Here is a 19621-nt window from a genome sequence, read left to right on the forward strand (position 1 = left end):
ATGAACAATAAAAAAGAGTTACCAAGTAATTTAAACCTGACAACTCTTTAAATATCTCTTTCTAAACATTCAATACCTTATTCAAGAAGTCCTTTGTTCTGTCATTTTGTGGGTTGCCGAAGACTTCTTCGGGGGCGCCTTGTTCGACAATGTGCCCGTCTGCCATGAAGATGACGCGGTCGGCCACTTCTTTAGCGAAGCCCATTTCATGAGTGACAACAACCATTGTCATCCCTTCTTTGGCTAAGCGTTTCATTACTTCCAGGACATCGCCGACCATTTCTGGATCCAGTGCTGACGTTGGTTCATCGAATAATAGAATATCGGGTTTCATCGCCAAGGCGCGGGCAATAGCGACCCGTTGCTTTTGACCACCTGATAGCGAACCTGGTTTGGCATCGTATTTATCCGATAAGCCAACCGTTTCTAAAAGATGTTTGGCGGTTTCTTTGGCTTCTTCCGGCGTCATTTTGCCCAGTTCAACAGGTGCTAACATAATATTTTCTGCAACAGTGAGATTCTTAAAGAGGTTAAAGTGTTGGAAAACCATCCCAATCTTTTCCCGAATCTGATTTAAGTTACTGTTACGATCACTGAGATTATAGCCGTCGACGATGATTTCACCGCTCGTTGGTTCTTCCAAACGGTTCAAACAGCGGAGAAACGTACTCTTCCCAGAACCGGAGGGCCCAATCATCACAACCACTTCATTGTTACCAACGGTTAAATCCAAATCCTTCAAAACTTCATTACTGCCATAATTTTTAATGAGATGGGACACTTCAATTCTATTCATTAGTTATTCATTCTCCTCTCGATATACTTCGATAACCATGTCAATAACGTAATCACAATCAAGTAAATCAACGCGATCATCCCCCAGATTTTGAAGCCTTCTAGGTTTCTGGCGATGATAATCTTACCAGCTTGCGTTAATTCGACAATGCCGATAATTGATAAGATTGACGTATCCTTCAGCGTGATGATGAATTGGTTAATAAAAGATGGCACCATAATCCGAATCCCTTGCGGTAAGATAACGCGGCGCATTGCCTTGCCATATGGTAAGCCTAAACTCCGGGCTGCTTCCATTTGGCCAGCACTAACGGCACCAATCCCACCTTTCACAAAGGCGGCTGTATAGGCCCCTTCATTGAACATCAGCGTAATCACACCAGCGACCATTGCGGGAATCTTTTGCCCCGTCAAACTTGGAATCCCGGTGTAGATGAATAGAGCTAAAACTAACAATGGTAAGCCCCGGAAGATATAAATGACTGTATCCGAAACGCCCCGTGCAAATTTATTTGGTAATACACCGAGTAATCCGAAGAAGACACCAAAGATGGTGGCGAAGAAAATCGCGATGACTGTTAATAGTAATGTTTGGCCTAAGCCATCTAAGATCGCACCCTTATTTTCTTTTAATAAACCGAAGAAACTGTGATCAGCTTCTTTTTTACTAGTTGCTTTAGTGTTTAAATATTTTGCTTGAATTTTAGCATACTCACCACTAGCTTTTAACTTCTTCAAGCCCTTGTTAAATTTTGCAACTAATTCTGGGTTAGCACCCTTCTTAACGGCAAAACCATAATCGCCACCTTGTGCTGGTTTCGTGACAATCTTCAAGTTCAAGCCAGTCTTAATCCCATATTGCATCACTGGTTGATCTTCGAAACAGGCTACTGAATTACCATTGACAACATCATTGTACATATTGTCAGAATCATCAAAAGTGACTGTCGTAAAGCCATATTCCTTGGCTTTAGACTTTGCGTAATCACCCGCGGCCGTTCCGGTCTTAATTGCGACCCGTTGACCCTTTAAACCTTCTAAACCAGTAATCTTGCTGTCTTTTTTAACCGCCATGACAACCCCAGTATGATAGTAAGGATCCGCAAAATCAAACTTCGCTTTTCGTTCATCGGTAATCGTCATCCCAGCAATCACACCATCAATCTGTCCTGATTGGACCGCTTGAACGGCGGCATTAAAACCGAGTGGTTGAATATTCACCTTGAAGCCTTCTGACTTAGCGATGGCTTTCATGATATCAATATCAATCCCGACATACTTATTATCCTTGTTCGCAAATTCAAATGGTGGATAAGTGACATCGGTCCCGATTTCATAAGTCTTCTCAGCTGCTTGCACAGATTGGACCTGTTGATTACTGAATATAAATAAACCCAGTAATAACAAACTACTTAAAAATAACGTCATTTTCTTCATGTGAATCCTCCTCTATACCCTCTTACCGGTTGCTAAAATTAAAACTTAATAAGTTTAGTTATAATGATGTACTCATAATTATAATCAAAAACACATAATTTGTCGAATTTTTATTCACTTTGCGATCAAATCACGTCAAATCAACCGCGACTAACATCTAAAAAGGCCGGCACAAAATTATTTTGTCCCAGCCTTTTTATCTTCTACTCATATTCTGTCAAATTTACGCACTTCATTTTAAAATTTAACCTAGCTTAACAACATCTGCTAAAGCCTCATTAATTTTGTGGCAATAGTCTTTTTGGATTCGACGAATTTCTTGTATTTTTTCTAGAATTACCGAATCATCTTCGCTATCAATAATTAATAACATCTTTTCAACACTTTCAACATATCCTCTAAAAGCTTCTTTTAAACGTTGATTAGTGTCCGTAAAGTAACTTGGTGGATTAATACTTTCAACTAATTGGACAAAATGCATCAATTTAACTAAATTTTTCTGGAAATACTTTTTTAGAGAATGCAAATTTTCGTTAACGAGACATCTCCCTAATATAATATTACGACAAGTTTGTGTGTATTCGTTAAATACAGTGTCAAATACTAATAACTTTTCAATTATCTGATTACACCGCATGATATAAGTAACTGATGATAACGTTTCTGTTTGACTTAACATTTTATCCTTATTCCCCCTCTGTTAAAGAGATTAAAATCTTTTAAATTCTAATAGTTATCATCATATATAGTACACTTAATTTCTTGTTAGCAACGTTAATTTCTCTATCTTTTTATAATCAATAATAATATAGACCATTAAGGTCATTTATATGACCACTCAGTCTTTAAAGTTTGATAAAGCAACTAAAAAAGAGGCTCTACTAGTAATATTTTAGTAGACCTCTCTAATAATTATTTAGTTATCACTAATAATACCTTTAACTATTAAAGCTGTTTTTATAAATAAAATTGTATTATTGATTAACCAATTATGCGCGATAGCTATTCGCAAACCACTTTTAGCGCCGTGATTCTGTTATAATGAACTTATTAACTTTCGAGGAGTTTTTTGATGATTAAGCCAATTATGCGCGATACCAAATTTTTAAGCCAGGTGGCCTCACCTGCCACAACTGCGGATACAGCAGTTATCACTGATTTAATCGATACTTTACAGGCTAATACAGATCGTTGTGTTGGCATGGCGGCTAACATGATTGGCATTAATAAGCGGATTATTATCGTTCAAATGGGGATTTTACCCGTAATTATGGTCAATCCTGAGATTATTCGTCAGCATAGTCCCTATCAGACTGAAGAAGGTTGTCTTTCATTAATCGGTCAACGTTCAACAAAACGCTATGAAACCATTGAAGTGCGCTATCAAGACCGCCATTTTAAACAACAGCAACAGGCTTTTTCTGGCTGGGTGGCACAAATTATCCAACATGAAATAGATCATTGCGCGGGGATTCTCATTTAAAGGCCCCGCCCACAGCCACCAGTCTTAAATTATCTGGTGGCTTTTTATATTAATTAAAATTTTTTGGCTTTAATCTGAATAATTTACAAAAAAATTCGAGTCATTATACTATTTTTTTACTAAAAAAACACCTTGATTATCGTAATTATTTCAATTTATCACTAAAATAACCGTTACGTTATTAATAATAACCGTTCAGTTAATCAACGACCTCAACGACTAACTCATTATGCCCTATTAGTTACTCAAAAAGGCATAATACCGGCATTTTTTGTTAAAAAAGTGACAGGTTAAAGATGCTATTTTATTAAGAATAGTGATAGAATATTAAATAATCAAATGGTATAAGGAGCATTTTTGATGTTAAATATTGCATTTTGTGATGATAATCAGTGTTTTCTCAAAAAAATCACGCAAGAAATTGATCATTCATTAGCTATTAAAGCAACTTATCAGACTTTTACAAATGCAACTGACTTACTCGATAGCTTTAAACCTGGTGTATTTGATGCTTTATTTATCGATATTTATATGCCAAAAATCAATGGGAAAATGTTAGCTCATAAAATTCGCAATCTGGATAAGCGGGTTAAAATCATTTTTGTTACCCGTTATGAACAGGAAATTCTGAACACTTTGCAATACGATATCTATGATTTTCTGCCTAAGGATCATCTCAGCGAGCGAATTGATAACTTGCTGGCACGTCTAAGCCGTTCCGTTGCTTTTGAAAACAGCAAATACCTCAGACTGAAACTACGAGAAACGACTGGTGAGGAACTTTATAAGAAAGTCTACCTGGATGACATTGTCTACGTCCAATCGCTCAACCGGAAGGTCTATCTTCATCTAGCCGATCAAGCGCAATTTGAACTTATCGGTTATACCTTCCAAGAAATAACCGATTCATTAACTGAAAAAGGATTCCTGAGAACTCATCGAAAATTCACAGTCAATCCCATTTTTATTAATGAAATTAAAAACACCAGTATTCTAATGGATAACGGTGAAGAATTAGATTTAAGCCGACGACGGAAAAAAGAAGTTCAAGAAGCATTTATATGCGGTATACGGGGGATTCTCAGTGACTAATCTAATTATCTACGTCACACCGACTGTGATTGAAGTAGCCATCCTTTATGTCTTATTGATTTTATTTTTGAATACGCGTTTTACGCGCTATAGTCAGATAATCGGTACTTTATTAATTCTTATTATTCTTGGTACGGCTATTATTCTCGTAGTTGCTAACTACACTAGCATGGCCCATTCTCTATTGATGATTACCGGTATCAGCATTTCTGCCTTGTTATTATTTAAAGATAAATTTATCAAGATTTTTTATTTTGTCTCACTTGCTTACTACTTCATCTATTTCTCAGATATTTCTTCTGGTATCATTCTAGCAAATATCTTTCATGAACCAATTCCAGTTATTACAGATGTTGGTAGTGCTTATGGGATTTTATTTTATATCATTACTAAATTAACAATGTTACTTCTCATATACGGCTACTACAAACTTTTTCATAATATTAATTTAGATATCTCCAGACATTATTTAATCGTCATCAATTGCATTTTAATTATGGGGACGATGCTCATTACTAACTTTATGCACATGTTAAGCAATAATTTAAAAAATACACACGCTGAACAACTGTCGACTAAAATCCTGATGATGGTTATTCTATTAAATGCCACTATCTGCTTAACGATTTATCTATTTTCACAACTCAGCCTTTATTATCAAACACGTGAGTTTGAACTTAGTCTTCAAGCGGCTGCTACAGTCTTAAAAAATGAAATCAAAATTCAAAATAAAAAAGAACTTGAACTAAGTCATATGCGACATGACTTTAAAGAAAATATTATGTCGATTAAATATATGATTGAAAACGATCTTAACACTGAAGTCATTAATTACATCAATCAGATTACAGGTCAGTTGGAGAAAGTTAAAGCCCAGGTTTTGACCGGAAACGTTTATATCGATGCGGTTTTAAATAACAATATCCGATTGTGCGCTTCAAAAGATATCGAACTTTCGCTTAAGGTCGATCAAGTCCACACTGAGTCCTTGGAACCCGTTTCCCTCTCCAATATATTGATTAACTTATTGAAAAACGCCGTTGCTGCAACGGAAAAACTACCACCTGAAAAAAGGAAGATTAGCGTCAAAATTTTTGAATACAAACATAAATTGGTATTAATTGTTAATAACACCCACGCTGAGCCTCATCTAGAACATAAGATTAGTCTTTCTAATAAAAGTTGGTTTAAACATGAACCTAGTGGCCTAGGTATTAACATTATTAAAAAGAGTATTGGGCGATTACATGGTGATTATAAAATAGCTTATGACGAAACACACTTTGATATGCTGGTTTTATTACCGATCAACCAAGAATAATCTAGGAGGCGTTAGCTTGGAAAAACTTACAGAAATGATCACTAACATACTCGTTAGAAAAAAAGTAATTTCCGCAGAAGAACAAGTCTTCTATAATTACGGCGTCGAGCTGACAATTAATGAATTTTTGATTACTGCTTCCATCTTACTCTTTGGATTGATCACCCATCAATTTTGGTTAACGATTGGTTATGTGATTCTCTTTAGAATCATTCATACACAAACCGGTGGCTATCACTGCCGGACCTATTTAAATTGTTATCTGACATCTGTTTCTTTAGCGATTATCGCTATCTACTTCGCGCAGTGGCTATTGTCCAATAACACTATCGCGATTGCTTTCTCGCTTTTATCAGCACTTGTTTTCTGGTTTGGAACACCTCTTGTTGAAGATAAACGTGTTAAAAATGAAAAATTTAAACGTAATCGGATCACGATTCTAATTTTTTGTTTACTCTCAGTTTTATGTCTACTCTTCAATTTTTTAGCGGTACCGATTAGTGCCGCCACACTGGCAACTTTAATTTTAGTCACCACATCCCATTTAAAGGAGGTGATATATCATGAAAAAAGTCTTAAATTACATTAAAGAAGCCATCGTATTAAAGATGCGCTTAAACTCGTTAACAGTTTCATCAGCTTGGAGTTACGAAGTTAAAAAACCAGCTGAATTAGACAAATACCTTAAGAGTATTGACTAATTAACAACAAAAAAGATCCCGTCAATGACGAGATCTTTTTTTATGCTTAACGTTACCTCTCTAAACGTGCTTCCTATCGCAATAATTTCCGCTTAATCTAAAATTGCCATTAATCCTAAAACCTGGATTAATGGCAATTTTTAATTAATGCTCAATTACTAACCGCGATGGTCAGCACTCTTCACTTAAACGTGCTTCTCGAACTGCCTTTTCCGGTTAACCACAAAATGGGAATCATGGCTAAACCGCCATAATTCCCATTTTCTTGTTAATCCTCAAAGCCAACCCGTTCGAGTCAGCACTCTATTTATTTTCTTTCTTTTCGCTTTGTTTTAATTCTTCACCCAACTTGATGATGTATTTCTTTAAATCATCTTTAACTTCGGGGTGTTTTAAACCGTATTCGATACTTGTTTCTAAGTAACCGAACTTGTTACCAACATCGTAACGACGGCCCTTGAATTCGTGCGCGAAGACGCGTTGTGTCTTGTTCAATTCGTCGATCGCATCTGTTAATTGAATTTCGCCACCAAGGCCTGGTTTTTGATTTTCTAGGACATCAAAAATTTCCGGTGTTAATAAGTAACGACCGATAATGGCTAAATCACTAGGTGCCTTATCAACATCTGGCTTTTCAACGAAGTTCTTAACATTGTATAAATCATCTTTAACCTTGTTTTCAGGGTTAATGACACCATACTTGTCAACTTCGCTGTGTGGCACTTTCATAACAGCCAATTGTGAGGCATGTGTTTCTTCATATTCGTTAATTAATTGTTTGCTCAATGGCACTTCATCTTCCATCAAGTCATCACCTAACATGACCACGAAAGGTTCGTCAGCCACGAAAGACTTCGCAAGACGAACAGCATCCCCTAAACCATTAGGATGTGATTGGCGAATGAAATAAAGATTAACGCCCATGTCAGTGGTTTCATTAACCATCTTCAACATCTTCGTCTTGTTCTTAGCTTTTAAGTTTTGTTCCAGTTCAGGTGCTGAATCGAAGTGATCTTCGATTGGCCGTTTGCCCTTACCAGTAATAATTAAAATATCTTCGATACCTGAAGCTTTTGCTTCTTCAACGATAAATTGGATCGTTGGTTTATCAACAATTGGCAACATTTCTTTGGCCATTGCTTTAGTGGCTGGTAAGAAACGTGTTCCTAAACCGGCTGCTGGAATAACTGCTTTGCGTACTTTCATTTAAAGAATCCCCCATTAATCATAGTCTAATCATAGTATGCCATACTCAAGCCGATTTGTGACCCTTAGACGCTCAAAAATGAGAAAAATATTAATATCTTAACACTTGTTTGTTAACATAATCACATTAAATTTGTAAGCGCTTGTTAATATTTGCTATCCTCAATTGAATAGTTTATTAGGAGGTTTCTATGTTACTACTACATACGCGTACCATCCCGCTCCAACACACGGTTTGTCCAGATTGCCTGCCTTTAATCAAGACCGTCGATTATGATCTGCGCTTTCGTGAATCGATTAGTTGCCCGTACATCAACCATTATCACATTAATTCCGATACCATGTTGCTAGCGACTAATAAACATCGCAGTTTAATTATCAGTCGTAACAACGGTCTGCAAGCGACGCCCCTTTCAACCCGCAAATTAATGCGCCAGTATAACCGCCAACAACTCATTGATTTCTCACAAATGCGACACATCTATCATAACTTTGGCCGCCTACGGAAACTCCCCCAAATCAACGGTGAATACCAATTTCTACCGCTCAGTGGCACTGCCCATCAAAACGCGAGTTGGTTAGCGCTACACTACGTTAAATACTACGAACAAGCTGGTGATCATCTACGGATTACTTTCCTGAATGAAACAAGTTGCGAACTCCTCTACAAAGGACGTCAGTTAGAGGCCGAAATTCATCAATGTGCCGCAATCGGCCGGATTCTACGCACGAGTCTCGGGATTTGCGCAACTAACTTCGGCTATACCATCGAACTGCAATCTTGCTTTAACAGTAGTATTATCCACAGCTATGATTACTGTCATTGCCAATTATGTAGCATGGTACCGAATAACCCGCAACAATTGATTCGGCTCCTAGATGACTTAGAAATTCACAAATCAAATTATATCTACCAAGCGGCCATACAAGAATACAAGGAATATCCGCTTCACGAATTTGGCTGGTATTTACAAGGTGTCCCCGGCTTTATTCGAAAATTACGCGATTTATAAACCAACCGAAATATTGGTTTTTCAGCAGTTTTCAGCATTAAATAACACTCGTTTCAGAAAATGCAATTCGTAAAAGCTTATTAAACCAACCTTTTGTTGCGATTAAGGATTAAAAACGGTCGTTATTCTTTTGACCGCTAAGTCGTTATAGTGAACTTACCGGGAAAATTCACTGCGAGCTCGCGGCCTAAAGGATGAGATACAATGACCAAATCTAACCAAGCCGCTTTCAACCTCTTACTCCAAGATGACAACTTTATTTATGGTGCCCTTAAATCGCTCCATATTAACCGTTATCACGAGAATTTCGATGATCTCTACCAAGAAGCCCTCTTAACCTTTATCGATGCCTATCAGCGCTTCCCAGGCGATCCTGAGACCCAGGAGCACGAATTCATCGTCTACGCCTACCAAGCGATTAAATGGGCCACCATGCGGCACTTCAGACAAGAAAACGGTCGAAAGAAACAAATCGGCTTCGTTAACCGACTATCTGAAGACGATGCCCTAATGGACTACCTCGATCAGATCAGTGATCCCCACTGCGCCCCAGATAATGCCGTCATCTATAACGAACTCTTCGAAAAACTCTACCAGGTCTGCGACCCGCGTGAACGTCGCTTCCTAGTCCTACGCTACTTTGCCAACGCCAGCCTAAAAGAAATCGCCGCGGACTTAAACATCACACGGCGAACAGCTAATAATATTAAATTTAGGGTGCAGAAAAAGTTTAGTAATCTATTAGTAGATTAAAAAAATGCCTAGTCATTAGCAATAGACTAGGCATTTTTTTAATTTCCATTAGTTTTAAATCCTCTAACAAAATTGCGCATTAGTTTAAAAATATATACTCGAACGTATTCCATTAATAAAAATAAGGCAAACATTAGAATTGAAATTATAAAGAATATGATTAATCCATAAACTAGATTTAAACTTGTTAAACTTCGAAAAGCATCTTGTATTACGTAATTAAATATTATTGGATGAGTATCAATCAAATAGACAGCAAATGATAATGGCGAAATTACTATTAATATTTTTTTTATCTTATCATTTTTTATGTTTATTCTTGTTAGCAAAATAAATAGGCAAATAGAAGAAACTGTAACCATTGGAGATAGGTAACTTAACCAGCGTTCCTCTCCACCTATAAATTTAATTGACACATATTCTGCTCCCACAGATATTAGCGAACAGAGTAGATACAGAATCAGTAACCAAGTATTTTTTAATCTTTTAATTCGTGGACTTACTTTTATATAGGCCCCAATTAGATACAGAATCATTAGCCAAATACCAGAATAACCCTCTAGCTCAAATAAATGCCCAACAAAACCAATAGTTACAGAAAGTGCTACCAAACAAAAGACAATTTTTTCAAATACTAAAAAATCGATAACTTTTATTCCAGCGTTTAAAAATGGAATAAAGAGAACTAAAATTAAATAAGCATTGAAATACCAGTAACTATTCATGATGGTTGGAAAAAAAGAAGTTATTATATCATGCATTTTCAACGGATAACCCCAAAAATAAAATACAATAAATATAAATATTGACCAAAATATTACTATTTTCCAAAGTTCAATAACTCTTTTATATGAAAATCGTTTTCCTGTCATCAAATAACCTGTAACTATTGCAAATATATTCACTGCAATGATTGAGCAGTTTTCTATGAACCAATAGATCATACTCATTGGATTGCTATTAATATCTAAATTTCTTAAAATTCCACCATTTAATAGATTATGCAAAAAAACAACCATCAGCATAGCTAATATTCTAGCAATATCTATCCCAAAATTTCTCTCACTATTACTACTCATTACAAAATCTCCTCATATGAGGTTTTCAACCGACTATTACTAATTGTCTAAGAACTTTAATAATTCTCTCATACAATTATCAACTACCTCAGAGAATGGCTGAGTTGCATCAATCATTTTTATTCTGTCAGTATTGTTTCTCATCAAGTTTTGATAAGACTTTCTAACTTTCTTATGGAAGTCTAATTTTTCATGGTCTAATCTATCATATTGATTCTGTCTATTCTTTTGAATTCGTTCCAAACCAACTTCAGATGGAACATCAAGATATATAGTCAAATCAGGAGTTAATCCATCCGTTGCGAATAAATTCATATCGGAAATAAGTTTTTCTCCAATACTTCTTCCAGCACCTTGATACGCTATTGAACTATCAACGAATCTATCGCATATAACAATCGCTTTTCTATTTAATGCTGGTTGTATTCTTTCAACTATATGTTGACGTCTAGCGGCGGCATACAACAACGCTTCTGTTCTTGAATCCATTTCACTATTATCAATGTCTAGAATCAAGTTTCTAATAGATTCTGAAATATTATTTCCACCAGGCTCACGAGTAACAACTATTTCTTGTTCTATAAGTGAGCTTATTTTAGGTACTATCGCTTCCAAAACACTAGTTTTTCCAGCTCCATCAGGTCCTTCAAACGTGATAAAATTTCCATCCATTATAAATACCTCACATTATTAGTCTTCTACACTACTAATGAATTTCTGTAATGCATCTTGCCATGTTGGTACTTCAAAACCGGTTGCTTTAATCTTCGTCAAGTCCATGATTGAATGTCTTGGACGGAAAGCTTTTTGTGGATATTCGTCTGACGTAACGGGGCTCACTTCTACATCCTTATCCTTCAAGATTTCGCTCGCAAATTCATACCAAGTACATGAATTATCATTTGAAAGTTGGTATAAACCATAAGGGACGTCGTTTTTAACGGAATATAACATGAATTCAGCCAATGTCCGGGTCCAAGTTGGCCGGCCAACTTGATCACTAACAACTGTTAAATGATCGTGTGTCTTAGAAAGGTTCAACATGGTGTAAACAAAATTCTTACCATATTCACCAAAGACCCATGATGTCCGGATGATGTAATATTTGCTCATCGTATTAGCAACAGCTTCTTCACCTGCTAATTTTGTCCGACCATATTCGTTTTTAGGTGCTGCTGGTGTTTCTTCTGTATACATTTGGTCATTAGTGCCATCGAATACATAATCTGTACTGATGTAAACTAATGTTGCTCCAACTGCTTCTGCAGCATTAGCAATATTTTGTGTCCCAACGACATTTACTTTGTAGTTGATTGACTTGCCCGGTTCTTCTTCGGCTGCATCAACGGCTGTATAAGCAGCACAGTGATAAACTAATTCTGGTTTGTTAGTTTCAAAATAAGCATTAACTACTTCTGCATTCGTGATATCCAATTCAGCAGCATCTGTTCCTATATATTCGATTTGATTTTCATCTAATAAATGACGTAATTCGGTTCCTAATTGACCATTGGCACCAGTAATTAAAATTTTCATTGTTAACTCTTCTCCTTAAAAAAAGTAGGCACTCGCCTACTTCCATTTAGTTATATTTATTGACCATTTTTAGCATAGTTGGCTTCAACTGCTGCTTTTTCTGCTTGCCACCAGTCTTCGTTATCACGATACCAATCGATGGTATGTTGTAAGCCTGATTTGAAATCAGTAAATTCTGGTTGCCAGCCTAATTCTTCGCGTAACTTGCTTGAGTCAATCGCATAACGTAAATCATGCCCAGGACGGTCTTTAACTTGATCATAAGCATCTTTAGGTTGGCCCATTAATTCTAAGAGTAATTCCAAGACATCTTTGTTGTTTTGCTCACCGTCAGCACCGATTAAATAAGTTTCACCGATTTTACCTTTAGTTAAGATGGCCCAAACAGCGCTTGAGTGGTCATTCGTATGAATCCAATCACGAACGTTTTGCCCTGAACCATAAAGTTTGGGACGAATACCACTTAACACGTTAGTAATTTGACGTGGAATAAATTTCTCAATGTGTTGATAAGGGCCATAGTTATTAGAACAATTTGAAATAGTGGCTTGTAGACCGAATGAACGGACCCAGGCACGCACTAATAAATCTGAACTAGCTTTTGATGATGAGTAAGGGCTACTTGGGTTATAACGTGTTTCAGGCGTGAATTTCTCGCCAGCACCTTCACCATGACCTGGTAAGTCTTCCCGCAATGGTAAATCACCATAAACTTCATCGGTTGAAACGTGATGATAACGCACGTTATATTTACGACAAGCTTCAATTAAAGTATATGAGCCAATAATATTAGTTTGAATGAAAGGTGATGGATCTTTTAAGGAGTTGTCGTTGTGACTTTCTGCAGCATAGTGCACAACCGCATCCGTCTTTTGAACCAACTTATCGACTAATTCAGCGTCACAAATGTCGCCAACCACTAATTCTACACGATCTGCTGGTAAACCAGCTAAGTTCGCACGATTCCCTGCATAAGTTAACTTATCCAAAACCGTTATGTGAACCTCTGGATGATTGTTAACAACATAGTGGACAAAATTAGAACCGATAAAACCGGCGCCGCCGGTAACAATAATATTTTTCATAAGTTAGAGTCTCCTTAAATTTCACCGTAAACAAATGGGTTGTCTTTTTCGAATTCTGTAAAGGTTGGTTGGTTCGCATCTTTTTCAGATGTAATCGCTTGGTCAAAATCGATTGGCCAGTCAATATTTAATTCTGGGGTCTTAAATGAAATCCCACCATCAGCTGCTGCATCGTAATAGCCATCACATTTGTATAAGAAGTTAACGTTATCGGTTAACGTCACAAAACCGTGGGCGAACCCCTTTGGTACTAATAATTGACGATGGTTACTTGCTGAAAGAATATAGCCTTCCCATTTCTTGTAAGTTGGTGAACCGGCACGCACATCCACGATGACGTCTAAAACAGCACCTGTCACAACTCGGATTAGTTTTGTTTGAGCAGCTTTGCCACGTTGGAAATGTAAGCCACGTAAGACACCAGCTTGAGTTGATAATGAATGGTTGTCTTGAATAAAATCGATATCAATTCCAGCTTCTTTAAAATCACGGTCTGAATATGATTCTGTAAAGAAACCACGGTGATCACCAAAAACAGCTGGTTCAATAATTTTAACATCTTGTAATTTAGTTGTTGTTACTTTTAATTTTCCCATAATTGCTTACCCCTAATCTTCTTTTACTAATCTCAATAAATATTGGCCATAATCATTTTTCTTAAGCGGTTGCGCCAATTCAATCACTTTTGCCTTATCGATATAGTTCATTCGGTAAGCAATTTCTTCTAAACAAGCAACCTTTAAGTTTTGCCGCTTTTGAACGGTTGCAATAAAACTGCTGGCCTCATGTAATGAATCGTGAGTCCCAGTATCTAACCAAGCAAAGCCCCGGCCCATTAGTTCAACATCTAACTGCCCCTTTTCAAGGTAAGCCTTGTTAATATCGGTAATTTCAAGTTCACCACGTGGTGATGGTTTGATATTTTTAGCAATCTCAACAACTTGATTGTCGTAGAAGTACAAGCCTGTCACCGCGTAATTACTGGCTGGATGTTCTGGTTTTTCGATAATTGATTTCGCATGCATGTTTTCATCAAAATCAACGACCCCAAAACGTTCTGGATCATTAACATGATAACCAAAGACCGTCGCACCGACTTCTTTTTGGGCTGTTCTTTGTAGCATTTCTGATAGTCCACCACCATAATAGATGTTATCACCTAAAATTAAGCAAACTGAATCATCACCGATAAAATCGGCCCCAATAATAAATGCTTCAGCTAAACCGTTTGGTTTATCCTGAACCGCATATTCAATGTTTAAACCTAGATCATGTCCATCACCAAATAATTCTTCGAAACGTGGCGTATCAGTTGGTGTGGAAATAATCATGATATCCTGAATGCCAGCTAACATTAAAGCTGACATTGGATAATAAATCATCGGTTTATCATAAACCGGGATAAGTTGCTTTGAAACTGCTTTTGTAATTGGATATAAACGTGTTCCTGATCCACCTGCTAGAATGATACCTTTCATCTTGAAGCTCCCCCTTTATATATCCTTTTCGGTATTTGAATTTTAATACCTAAGATCCAAATAACAGAAACTATTACGCCGATAGAAATAATAATTGCTACGCTCGTAAATAGTACTGCAAATAATATATTACTAATTTGATACCCAATAAACAATACCCCTTCTAGAACTAATCCACCAGTTATAATTAATACATAATATTGGAACAAAAACCTAGTAACCTTTTGTTGGAATCCATATTTAAACACAACGTACGGTTCCCACCAAAGATTAACTAAAATATTACTTGCTATTGTTCCTATTAAAACGGCCGATAATCCTAAACCAGTATACTTAATTAGGATTATAGAAACTAATAGGTTAAGCACTGATTCAAATATTGGCTTATATCTTTGTTGCCAGTAAAGCCCATAGGAATTAGCATAGGTAATTACAGATTGTCTAACAGCTTGTATAAAAAAGTTCAGCGAAATTAAGAAAACCGTTAGACGGGATAGCACATACCCCTCACCAATCCATAATGTTACAAATGCCGTTGAAAATGCGGCTATTCCTACAGCCATTATCAAACTAACAATTATTGTGATCGAAAAATATTGATTAAATACTCGGACTTCTTTCTCTTTACTATCATTTTTAGAGACTGCTAAATTACCAACTGAAGCAGATACCGCAGACACTGCCTGTGTCAGTATTGCGGTAAGTCCTGTTGTTATCAAAGTATAATTTGCATATTTACCAACGGTAGCTAACCCCAAGAAAAACGAAATCACCAAATTATCAGTACCATTTACAACAACTCCACCTAATTTAGCAGAAATCATTCCAGTTACATTCTTTTTAAAATATTTTAAAACATCTTTATCAACAGAAATATTAAAATCTTTCAAATATGGATATTTTTTATCAACTAATCTTGAGATATTAATATTTGAAAAAAGATTTGCCAACAACTGAATAATCAAATAAATATAAAAATTAGGATATACAATTAAAAATACAATTTGAATAATCTGTTGTCCAACGCTAAATCCCACTGTATTAATGGTATTAATATAACCTTCCTGGTTTGCAATTAATAACGTCCTTTTATAGCTTAATAGGTATGTTGAAATCGTCCCCATCAACGCTAGGAAGAAAAACAACCACAATTGCATATCGCTAAATACCGGCTTATGAATTAGATTAGGGATAAATGGCATAAGAACTACGCCACCTAATAAAACGATGATAGCGATCATTCTATACCATTTTTTTAATAATCTCATGATTGCAGATACTTGTGCCTTATTATTATCAGCTAAAGGCTTAAATAACGAAAACGTTATCGCGTTTCCAACGCCCAGTTCTGCTAAATTTAACATGCTTAATAAATTTACAAAAAGTCCATTTAATCCTAGATATTCGCTACCCAAAGTTTTTATAAAAATTGTTCTTGATACAAATTGTGCCAATATTAATACCACTTGCGCTATAGTTGCTACCGATGAATTAACTAATGCAGCCTTGCTTCTCGATTTATTCATCATTGCCTCCACCTAATACACTTATAAATTTATCTCCTGATTTAGTTAAAGAAAATTTATTAGCGACATCTATTCCATTATTAACAAGCAACTGTCTATATTTTTTATCTTCTAATAGTTTTATAATACCTTGATACATTGCTTCTTTATTATTCTCAACGATAACAGCAGACTGTCCATTTGTAGCGTATTCTGTAATACCACCATTATTCACCGATACTACTGCTGCTCCATGATACATAGCCTCTAGGCCTGTCAATCCCCAACCTTCACTACTACTTGGCATAAAATAAATAGCAGACTTCCCATAAATATTATTTGATAAGCATTCTGAATCTGCATTTAAGTAACTCTCAGAAATTATACTTTCGCCTGAATTTGCAGCTCCAAATTCAATAATTTTCAAATCAGGAAATACATCTTTAACCTTTTTTAATACTTCTAATCCAATCGAAGATTGCTTGTCTGGATTAGTATGCCATAAAAAAGATACTATATTTTCTCTTTGATTATTAGGTAGTAAATTAGTTATATTAAATTCATTATGATCAATGAAATTAGTTATTAAAGTTGCTTTAACATCTAATTCTCTTGCTTTTTTTTGTAACCATTTTGAAATTACAATATTATTTAGCCCTAGTCTCCATGTATCTTCAATATCTTTTTTAGTTGCTGAGGGGTCAAACGACTCAAACGCCTGGATAAAATAGAATTTGTGTTTTTCTTTAACGTTAGATGCCAATACCAAGCGGGCAGTTGACCAATGGGTTGCTATTACAGTTCCATGATTTATATTCCTAATAGTATTACTGGAAACATCAAAATGCACATGAATATTGCTCCGTAAATTAAACCACGAAATGTGTCTATAAATATTTTGTTTTAGAACTAATCCACTAATTTTTGCGCGCCATAGATTTAGACTATTAAATTTAGCATTAATCACAAAGTAAATATGTACATCATGTCCTTTATCACTAAAATAATTAGCATATTGAAACACTACTTTATATCCTCCCATAGGAGTATTAGTAGATCTAGGCAACACAAAATTAATTCTCATTTTTAGTTCTCCTGTTATTCAGGCTTTGTCTAAATTCCTTGAATTTTATATCATCCTCTGGTCGATACTTAATCCCGTCTACAATGCCCTTCCAGGCCGATATCAATTTCTTAACTCTAGGTCCTGAATACACTAAAATTCTTCTAGACTGAATCATACTAACAATTACCTGATACTTGTGACGTCTAAATTCCGGATATCGCTTAGAATATATAATAGTATTACGTTGAATATAATATTCCCGAAATGCGGAATGGTCTGAAAAAATAGCTTTTTTAGGAAATAACAAAAGCCTTGATAACATAGGTTTTTGAATAACATCCCCAACCGCATGATCCATAACTACATTATTAACCTGCCAAATTTTGTAACCTGCTAACAATAGTTTAGCATTAAAATCAAAATCAACTTGATCAATAAACATCCATTCATCATAGCCTTGTACAGCTCTCCATGCTTTAATATTGACTAAATTTCCAGAGGCGATTACCATTTTTTTCTGCACAACTTGGTCATATCGTTCATCTAATTTGTTTTTTCTTTGTTCTTCTGTCCACTTGGAATCATTATATTGCGCTGCTAATATTCCAGTATCTTTGTCTTCATATTGACTAGTTGCTTTTAGTTTTTGAATAGATTTCTCTGCCATTTCAGAGTCTTGATCAAGTGTAACTACCCAATTAAATCCTAAATCATCTAAACTTGAAATCGCTCTATTCTGTGCAGCTGCAATACCTAAATTTTGTCCAAGATCAATTATATCTACATTCATTTTCAATACTTGTAACAATTCTTTTATATCATCTAAATTATTCGATCCATTATCTACAATTACAACTCTATCAACCTGATTATAAATCGCATTAATATTTCTTTTTAATCCATTTATATCTGGATTAAAAGTAACTATAATTGCGCCAACTTCATTACTCAATTTTTTATCCCCTAATAATAATATTTTGATTAATAATTCTCATTATATACGGTAATTGATCGCCAATTTTATAAATACCAAAAACTTGAATGACCATTATTACAATACCTATAATTGACGCTGATGCAACATTAAAATATCGAGTAGTCACGGAAATTTTTTCGTTATTAAAAATAATTACAGTCCAAATAAAATAAAATAAACTAACATTTCTAATTAATCTAATATAATCAACTGTTACAGTCATCAATAGAATAGATAATGCAGCTAAAATTAACATCCATAATAGCGGACGATATTCAACTCTTAAGATTTCATTTTCTACAATCGATTTCTTATTAAAAACTGGGAAAAGAGATATGATAATCGCTAATACTAACATTGCAATCCAAACTTTATTAACAGCTGAGTTGGAATAGACATTAGTTAAATTATTAGCTAGTGATTCTCTTCCACTAAATAATTTTGTTATCAATACAGATAAAGAGATTAATATTCCCTTCCCAAATGCTACAAATATTATACTCAAGCCATAAATAATTAATGAAGCATATTTATAATAAGTAAATTCCCTATTTCTAAATAAATAAGTAAATATTGGAATGACAATAAATATCAATCCCAAACTATGGAATAGTGATGATATCCAGACAATTATAATTGCAACAAAGTATCGCCAATTGTCATCTTTTTTCAAAACTACAACCATCCATGTAATTATAGCAATCATTAATGTGTTTCTTACTTGGATAGACTCTAGCGGATACATTGAAATACCATATAGAAAAGATACTAAGGCAACATTTTCAGTCAACTTAACAATGCCCATGAATAGAATGAAATACGTAATTAAACAGAACGCTAATCTAAAATTCTCATAAGTAACACCGTAATTCTTAGCCGTCTGGGCAAAGTACGTGTATCCCTGTTCAAAATTACTCCATTTCATATCGAAACTCGCCAAATATAATTTATAGTCAGCATTATGTCTAATATCTGCTATCCCACTGTAAAACCCAAGTGTCATAAAAGTTAGCAAACCACTTGTCCTCTGAAATTTTTTTAAAAGTCCAAAGATTAAACTCTGTGCTAATATCAATATAATAATCATTCTATAAT

The 19621-nt window shown here is 35.3% G+C and carries 20 protein-coding genes; 6 read left to right on the forward strand and 14 right to left on the reverse strand.

Going from position 1 to position 19621, the window contains the following annotated elements:
* Positions 1 to 61 precede the first annotated feature (61 nt).
* The 3 genes from C0213_08240 to C0213_08250 all read right to left on the reverse strand — a co-directional run bounded on the left by C0213_08240 (position 62) and on the right by C0213_08250 (position 2911).
* On the reverse strand, positions 62 to 796 hold the full coding sequence (locus C0213_08240) for a peptide ABC transporter ATP-binding protein (protein ID AUX12408.1): 735 nt from the start codon (positions 794 to 796) through the stop codon (positions 62 to 64).
* Complete coding sequence (locus C0213_08245; protein ID AUX12409.1) at positions 796 to 2232, reverse strand: glutamine ABC transporter substrate-binding protein; 1437 nt, start codon at positions 2230 to 2232, stop codon at positions 796 to 798. The genes C0213_08240 and C0213_08245 overlap by 1 nt, the downstream gene beginning before the upstream one ends.
* Positions 2233 to 2476: 244 nt before the next feature.
* A complete protein-coding gene (locus tag C0213_08250; GenBank protein ID AUX12410.1) occupies positions 2477 to 2911 on the reverse strand; it encodes a hypothetical protein in 435 nt (144 codons plus the stop codon).
* Positions 2912 to 3304: 393 nt separating this feature from the next.
* On the opposite strand from C0213_08250, the gene C0213_08255 reads away from it, so the two are divergent.
* The 4 genes from C0213_08255 (at position 3305) to C0213_08270 (ending at position 6717) form a co-directional block, all read left to right on the forward strand.
* Positions 3305 to 3715 (forward strand): peptide deformylase, encoded by a 411-nt coding sequence (locus C0213_08255; GenBank protein AUX12411.1) that lies wholly within the window; start codon positions 3305 to 3307, stop codon positions 3713 to 3715.
* Between the two features lie 360 nt (positions 3716 to 4075).
* Positions 4076 to 4807 (forward strand): hypothetical protein, encoded by a 732-nt coding sequence (locus tag C0213_08260; protein AUX12412.1) that lies wholly within the window; start codon positions 4076 to 4078, stop codon positions 4805 to 4807.
* Positions 4800 to 6128 (forward strand): hypothetical protein, encoded by a 1329-nt coding sequence (locus tag C0213_08265; GenBank protein ID AUX12413.1) that lies wholly within the window; start codon positions 4800 to 4802, stop codon positions 6126 to 6128. Before C0213_08260 ends, C0213_08265 begins: the two co-directional genes overlap by 8 nt.
* On the forward strand, positions 6076 to 6717 hold the full coding sequence (locus C0213_08270) for a hypothetical protein (protein ID AUX12414.1): 642 nt from the start codon (positions 6076 to 6078) through the stop codon (positions 6715 to 6717). The genes C0213_08265 and C0213_08270 overlap by 53 nt, the downstream gene beginning before the upstream one ends.
* 415 nt (positions 6718 to 7132) lie before the next feature.
* Here C0213_08270 and galU read toward each other — a convergent pair whose 3' ends face one another.
* Positions 7133 to 8035, reverse strand: coding sequence for a UTP--glucose-1-phosphate uridylyltransferase (galU, locus tag C0213_08275; GenBank protein ID AUX12415.1), 903 nt, complete (start codon positions 8033 to 8035; stop codon positions 7133 to 7135).
* 191 nt (positions 8036 to 8226) lie between these two features.
* Between galU and C0213_08280 the strand changes: the two genes are divergently transcribed.
* Entirely contained in the window at positions 8227 to 9048 is an 822-nt protein-coding gene (locus C0213_08280) for a hypothetical protein (protein ID AUX12416.1), read from the forward strand.
* A gap of 204 nt (positions 9049 to 9252) precedes the next feature.
* Positions 9253 to 9801: a sigma-70 family RNA polymerase sigma factor gene (locus C0213_08285; GenBank protein ID AUX12417.1), complete on the forward strand. Its 549-nt coding sequence runs from the start codon at positions 9253 to 9255 to the stop codon at positions 9799 to 9801.
* Positions 9802 to 9839: 38 nt separating this feature from the next.
* On the opposite strand, the gene C0213_08290 is transcribed toward C0213_08285, so the two are convergent.
* Genes C0213_08290 through C0213_08335 form a run of 10 tightly spaced genes read right to left on the reverse strand, consistent with a single transcriptional unit; the run spans position 9840 to position 19613 of the window.
* Positions 9840 to 10880 (reverse strand): hypothetical protein, encoded by a 1041-nt coding sequence (locus tag C0213_08290; protein AUX12418.1) that lies wholly within the window; start codon positions 10878 to 10880, stop codon positions 9840 to 9842.
* 39 nt (positions 10881 to 10919) lie between these two features.
* Positions 10920 to 11552, reverse strand: coding sequence for a dTMP kinase (locus C0213_08295; protein ID AUX12419.1), 633 nt, complete (start codon positions 11550 to 11552; stop codon positions 10920 to 10922).
* Between the two features lie 18 nt (positions 11553 to 11570).
* Positions 11571 to 12416, reverse strand: coding sequence for a dTDP-4-dehydrorhamnose reductase (gene rfbD / locus C0213_08300; protein ID AUX12420.1), 846 nt, complete (start codon positions 12414 to 12416; stop codon positions 11571 to 11573).
* A gap of 56 nt (positions 12417 to 12472) precedes the next feature.
* Positions 12473 to 13501, reverse strand: a complete 1029-nt coding sequence (gene rfbB, locus C0213_08305) for a dTDP-glucose 4,6-dehydratase (GenBank protein AUX12421.1) — start codon at positions 13499 to 13501, stop codon at positions 12473 to 12475.
* A gap of 14 nt (positions 13502 to 13515) precedes the next feature.
* On the reverse strand, positions 13516 to 14097 hold the full coding sequence (gene rfbC / locus C0213_08310; protein ID AUX12422.1) for a dTDP-4-dehydrorhamnose 3,5-epimerase: 582 nt from the start codon (positions 14095 to 14097) through the stop codon (positions 13516 to 13518).
* A gap of 12 nt (positions 14098 to 14109) precedes the next feature.
* Positions 14110 to 14979 (reverse strand): glucose-1-phosphate thymidylyltransferase, encoded by an 870-nt coding sequence (gene rfbA, locus C0213_08315; protein AUX12423.1) that lies wholly within the window; start codon positions 14977 to 14979, stop codon positions 14110 to 14112.
* Positions 14976 to 16508 carry a transporter gene (locus C0213_08320; GenBank protein ID AUX12424.1) on the reverse strand — a complete coding sequence of 511 codons (1533 nt, stop codon included), beginning with the start codon at positions 16506 to 16508 and terminating at the stop codon, positions 14976 to 14978. Before C0213_08320 ends, rfbA begins: the two co-directional genes overlap by 4 nt.
* A complete protein-coding gene (locus C0213_08325; GenBank protein AUX12425.1) occupies positions 16498 to 17568 on the reverse strand; it encodes a hypothetical protein in 1071 nt (356 codons plus the stop codon). The genes C0213_08320 and C0213_08325 overlap by 11 nt, the downstream gene beginning before the upstream one ends.
* Positions 17558 to 18532, reverse strand: coding sequence for a glycosyltransferase (locus C0213_08330; protein ID AUX12426.1), 975 nt, complete (start codon positions 18530 to 18532; stop codon positions 17558 to 17560). The genes C0213_08325 and C0213_08330 overlap by 11 nt, the downstream gene beginning before the upstream one ends.
* A complete protein-coding gene (locus C0213_08335; GenBank protein AUX12427.1) occupies positions 18507 to 19613 on the reverse strand; it encodes a hypothetical protein in 1107 nt (368 codons plus the stop codon). The genes C0213_08330 and C0213_08335 overlap by 26 nt, the downstream gene beginning before the upstream one ends.
* Between the last annotated feature and the right edge of the window lie 8 nt (positions 19614 to 19621).

It is taken from the genome of Latilactobacillus sakei, assembly GCA_002953655.1.
GTDB lineage: Bacteria > Bacillota > Bacilli > Lactobacillales > Lactobacillaceae > Latilactobacillus > Latilactobacillus sakei_A.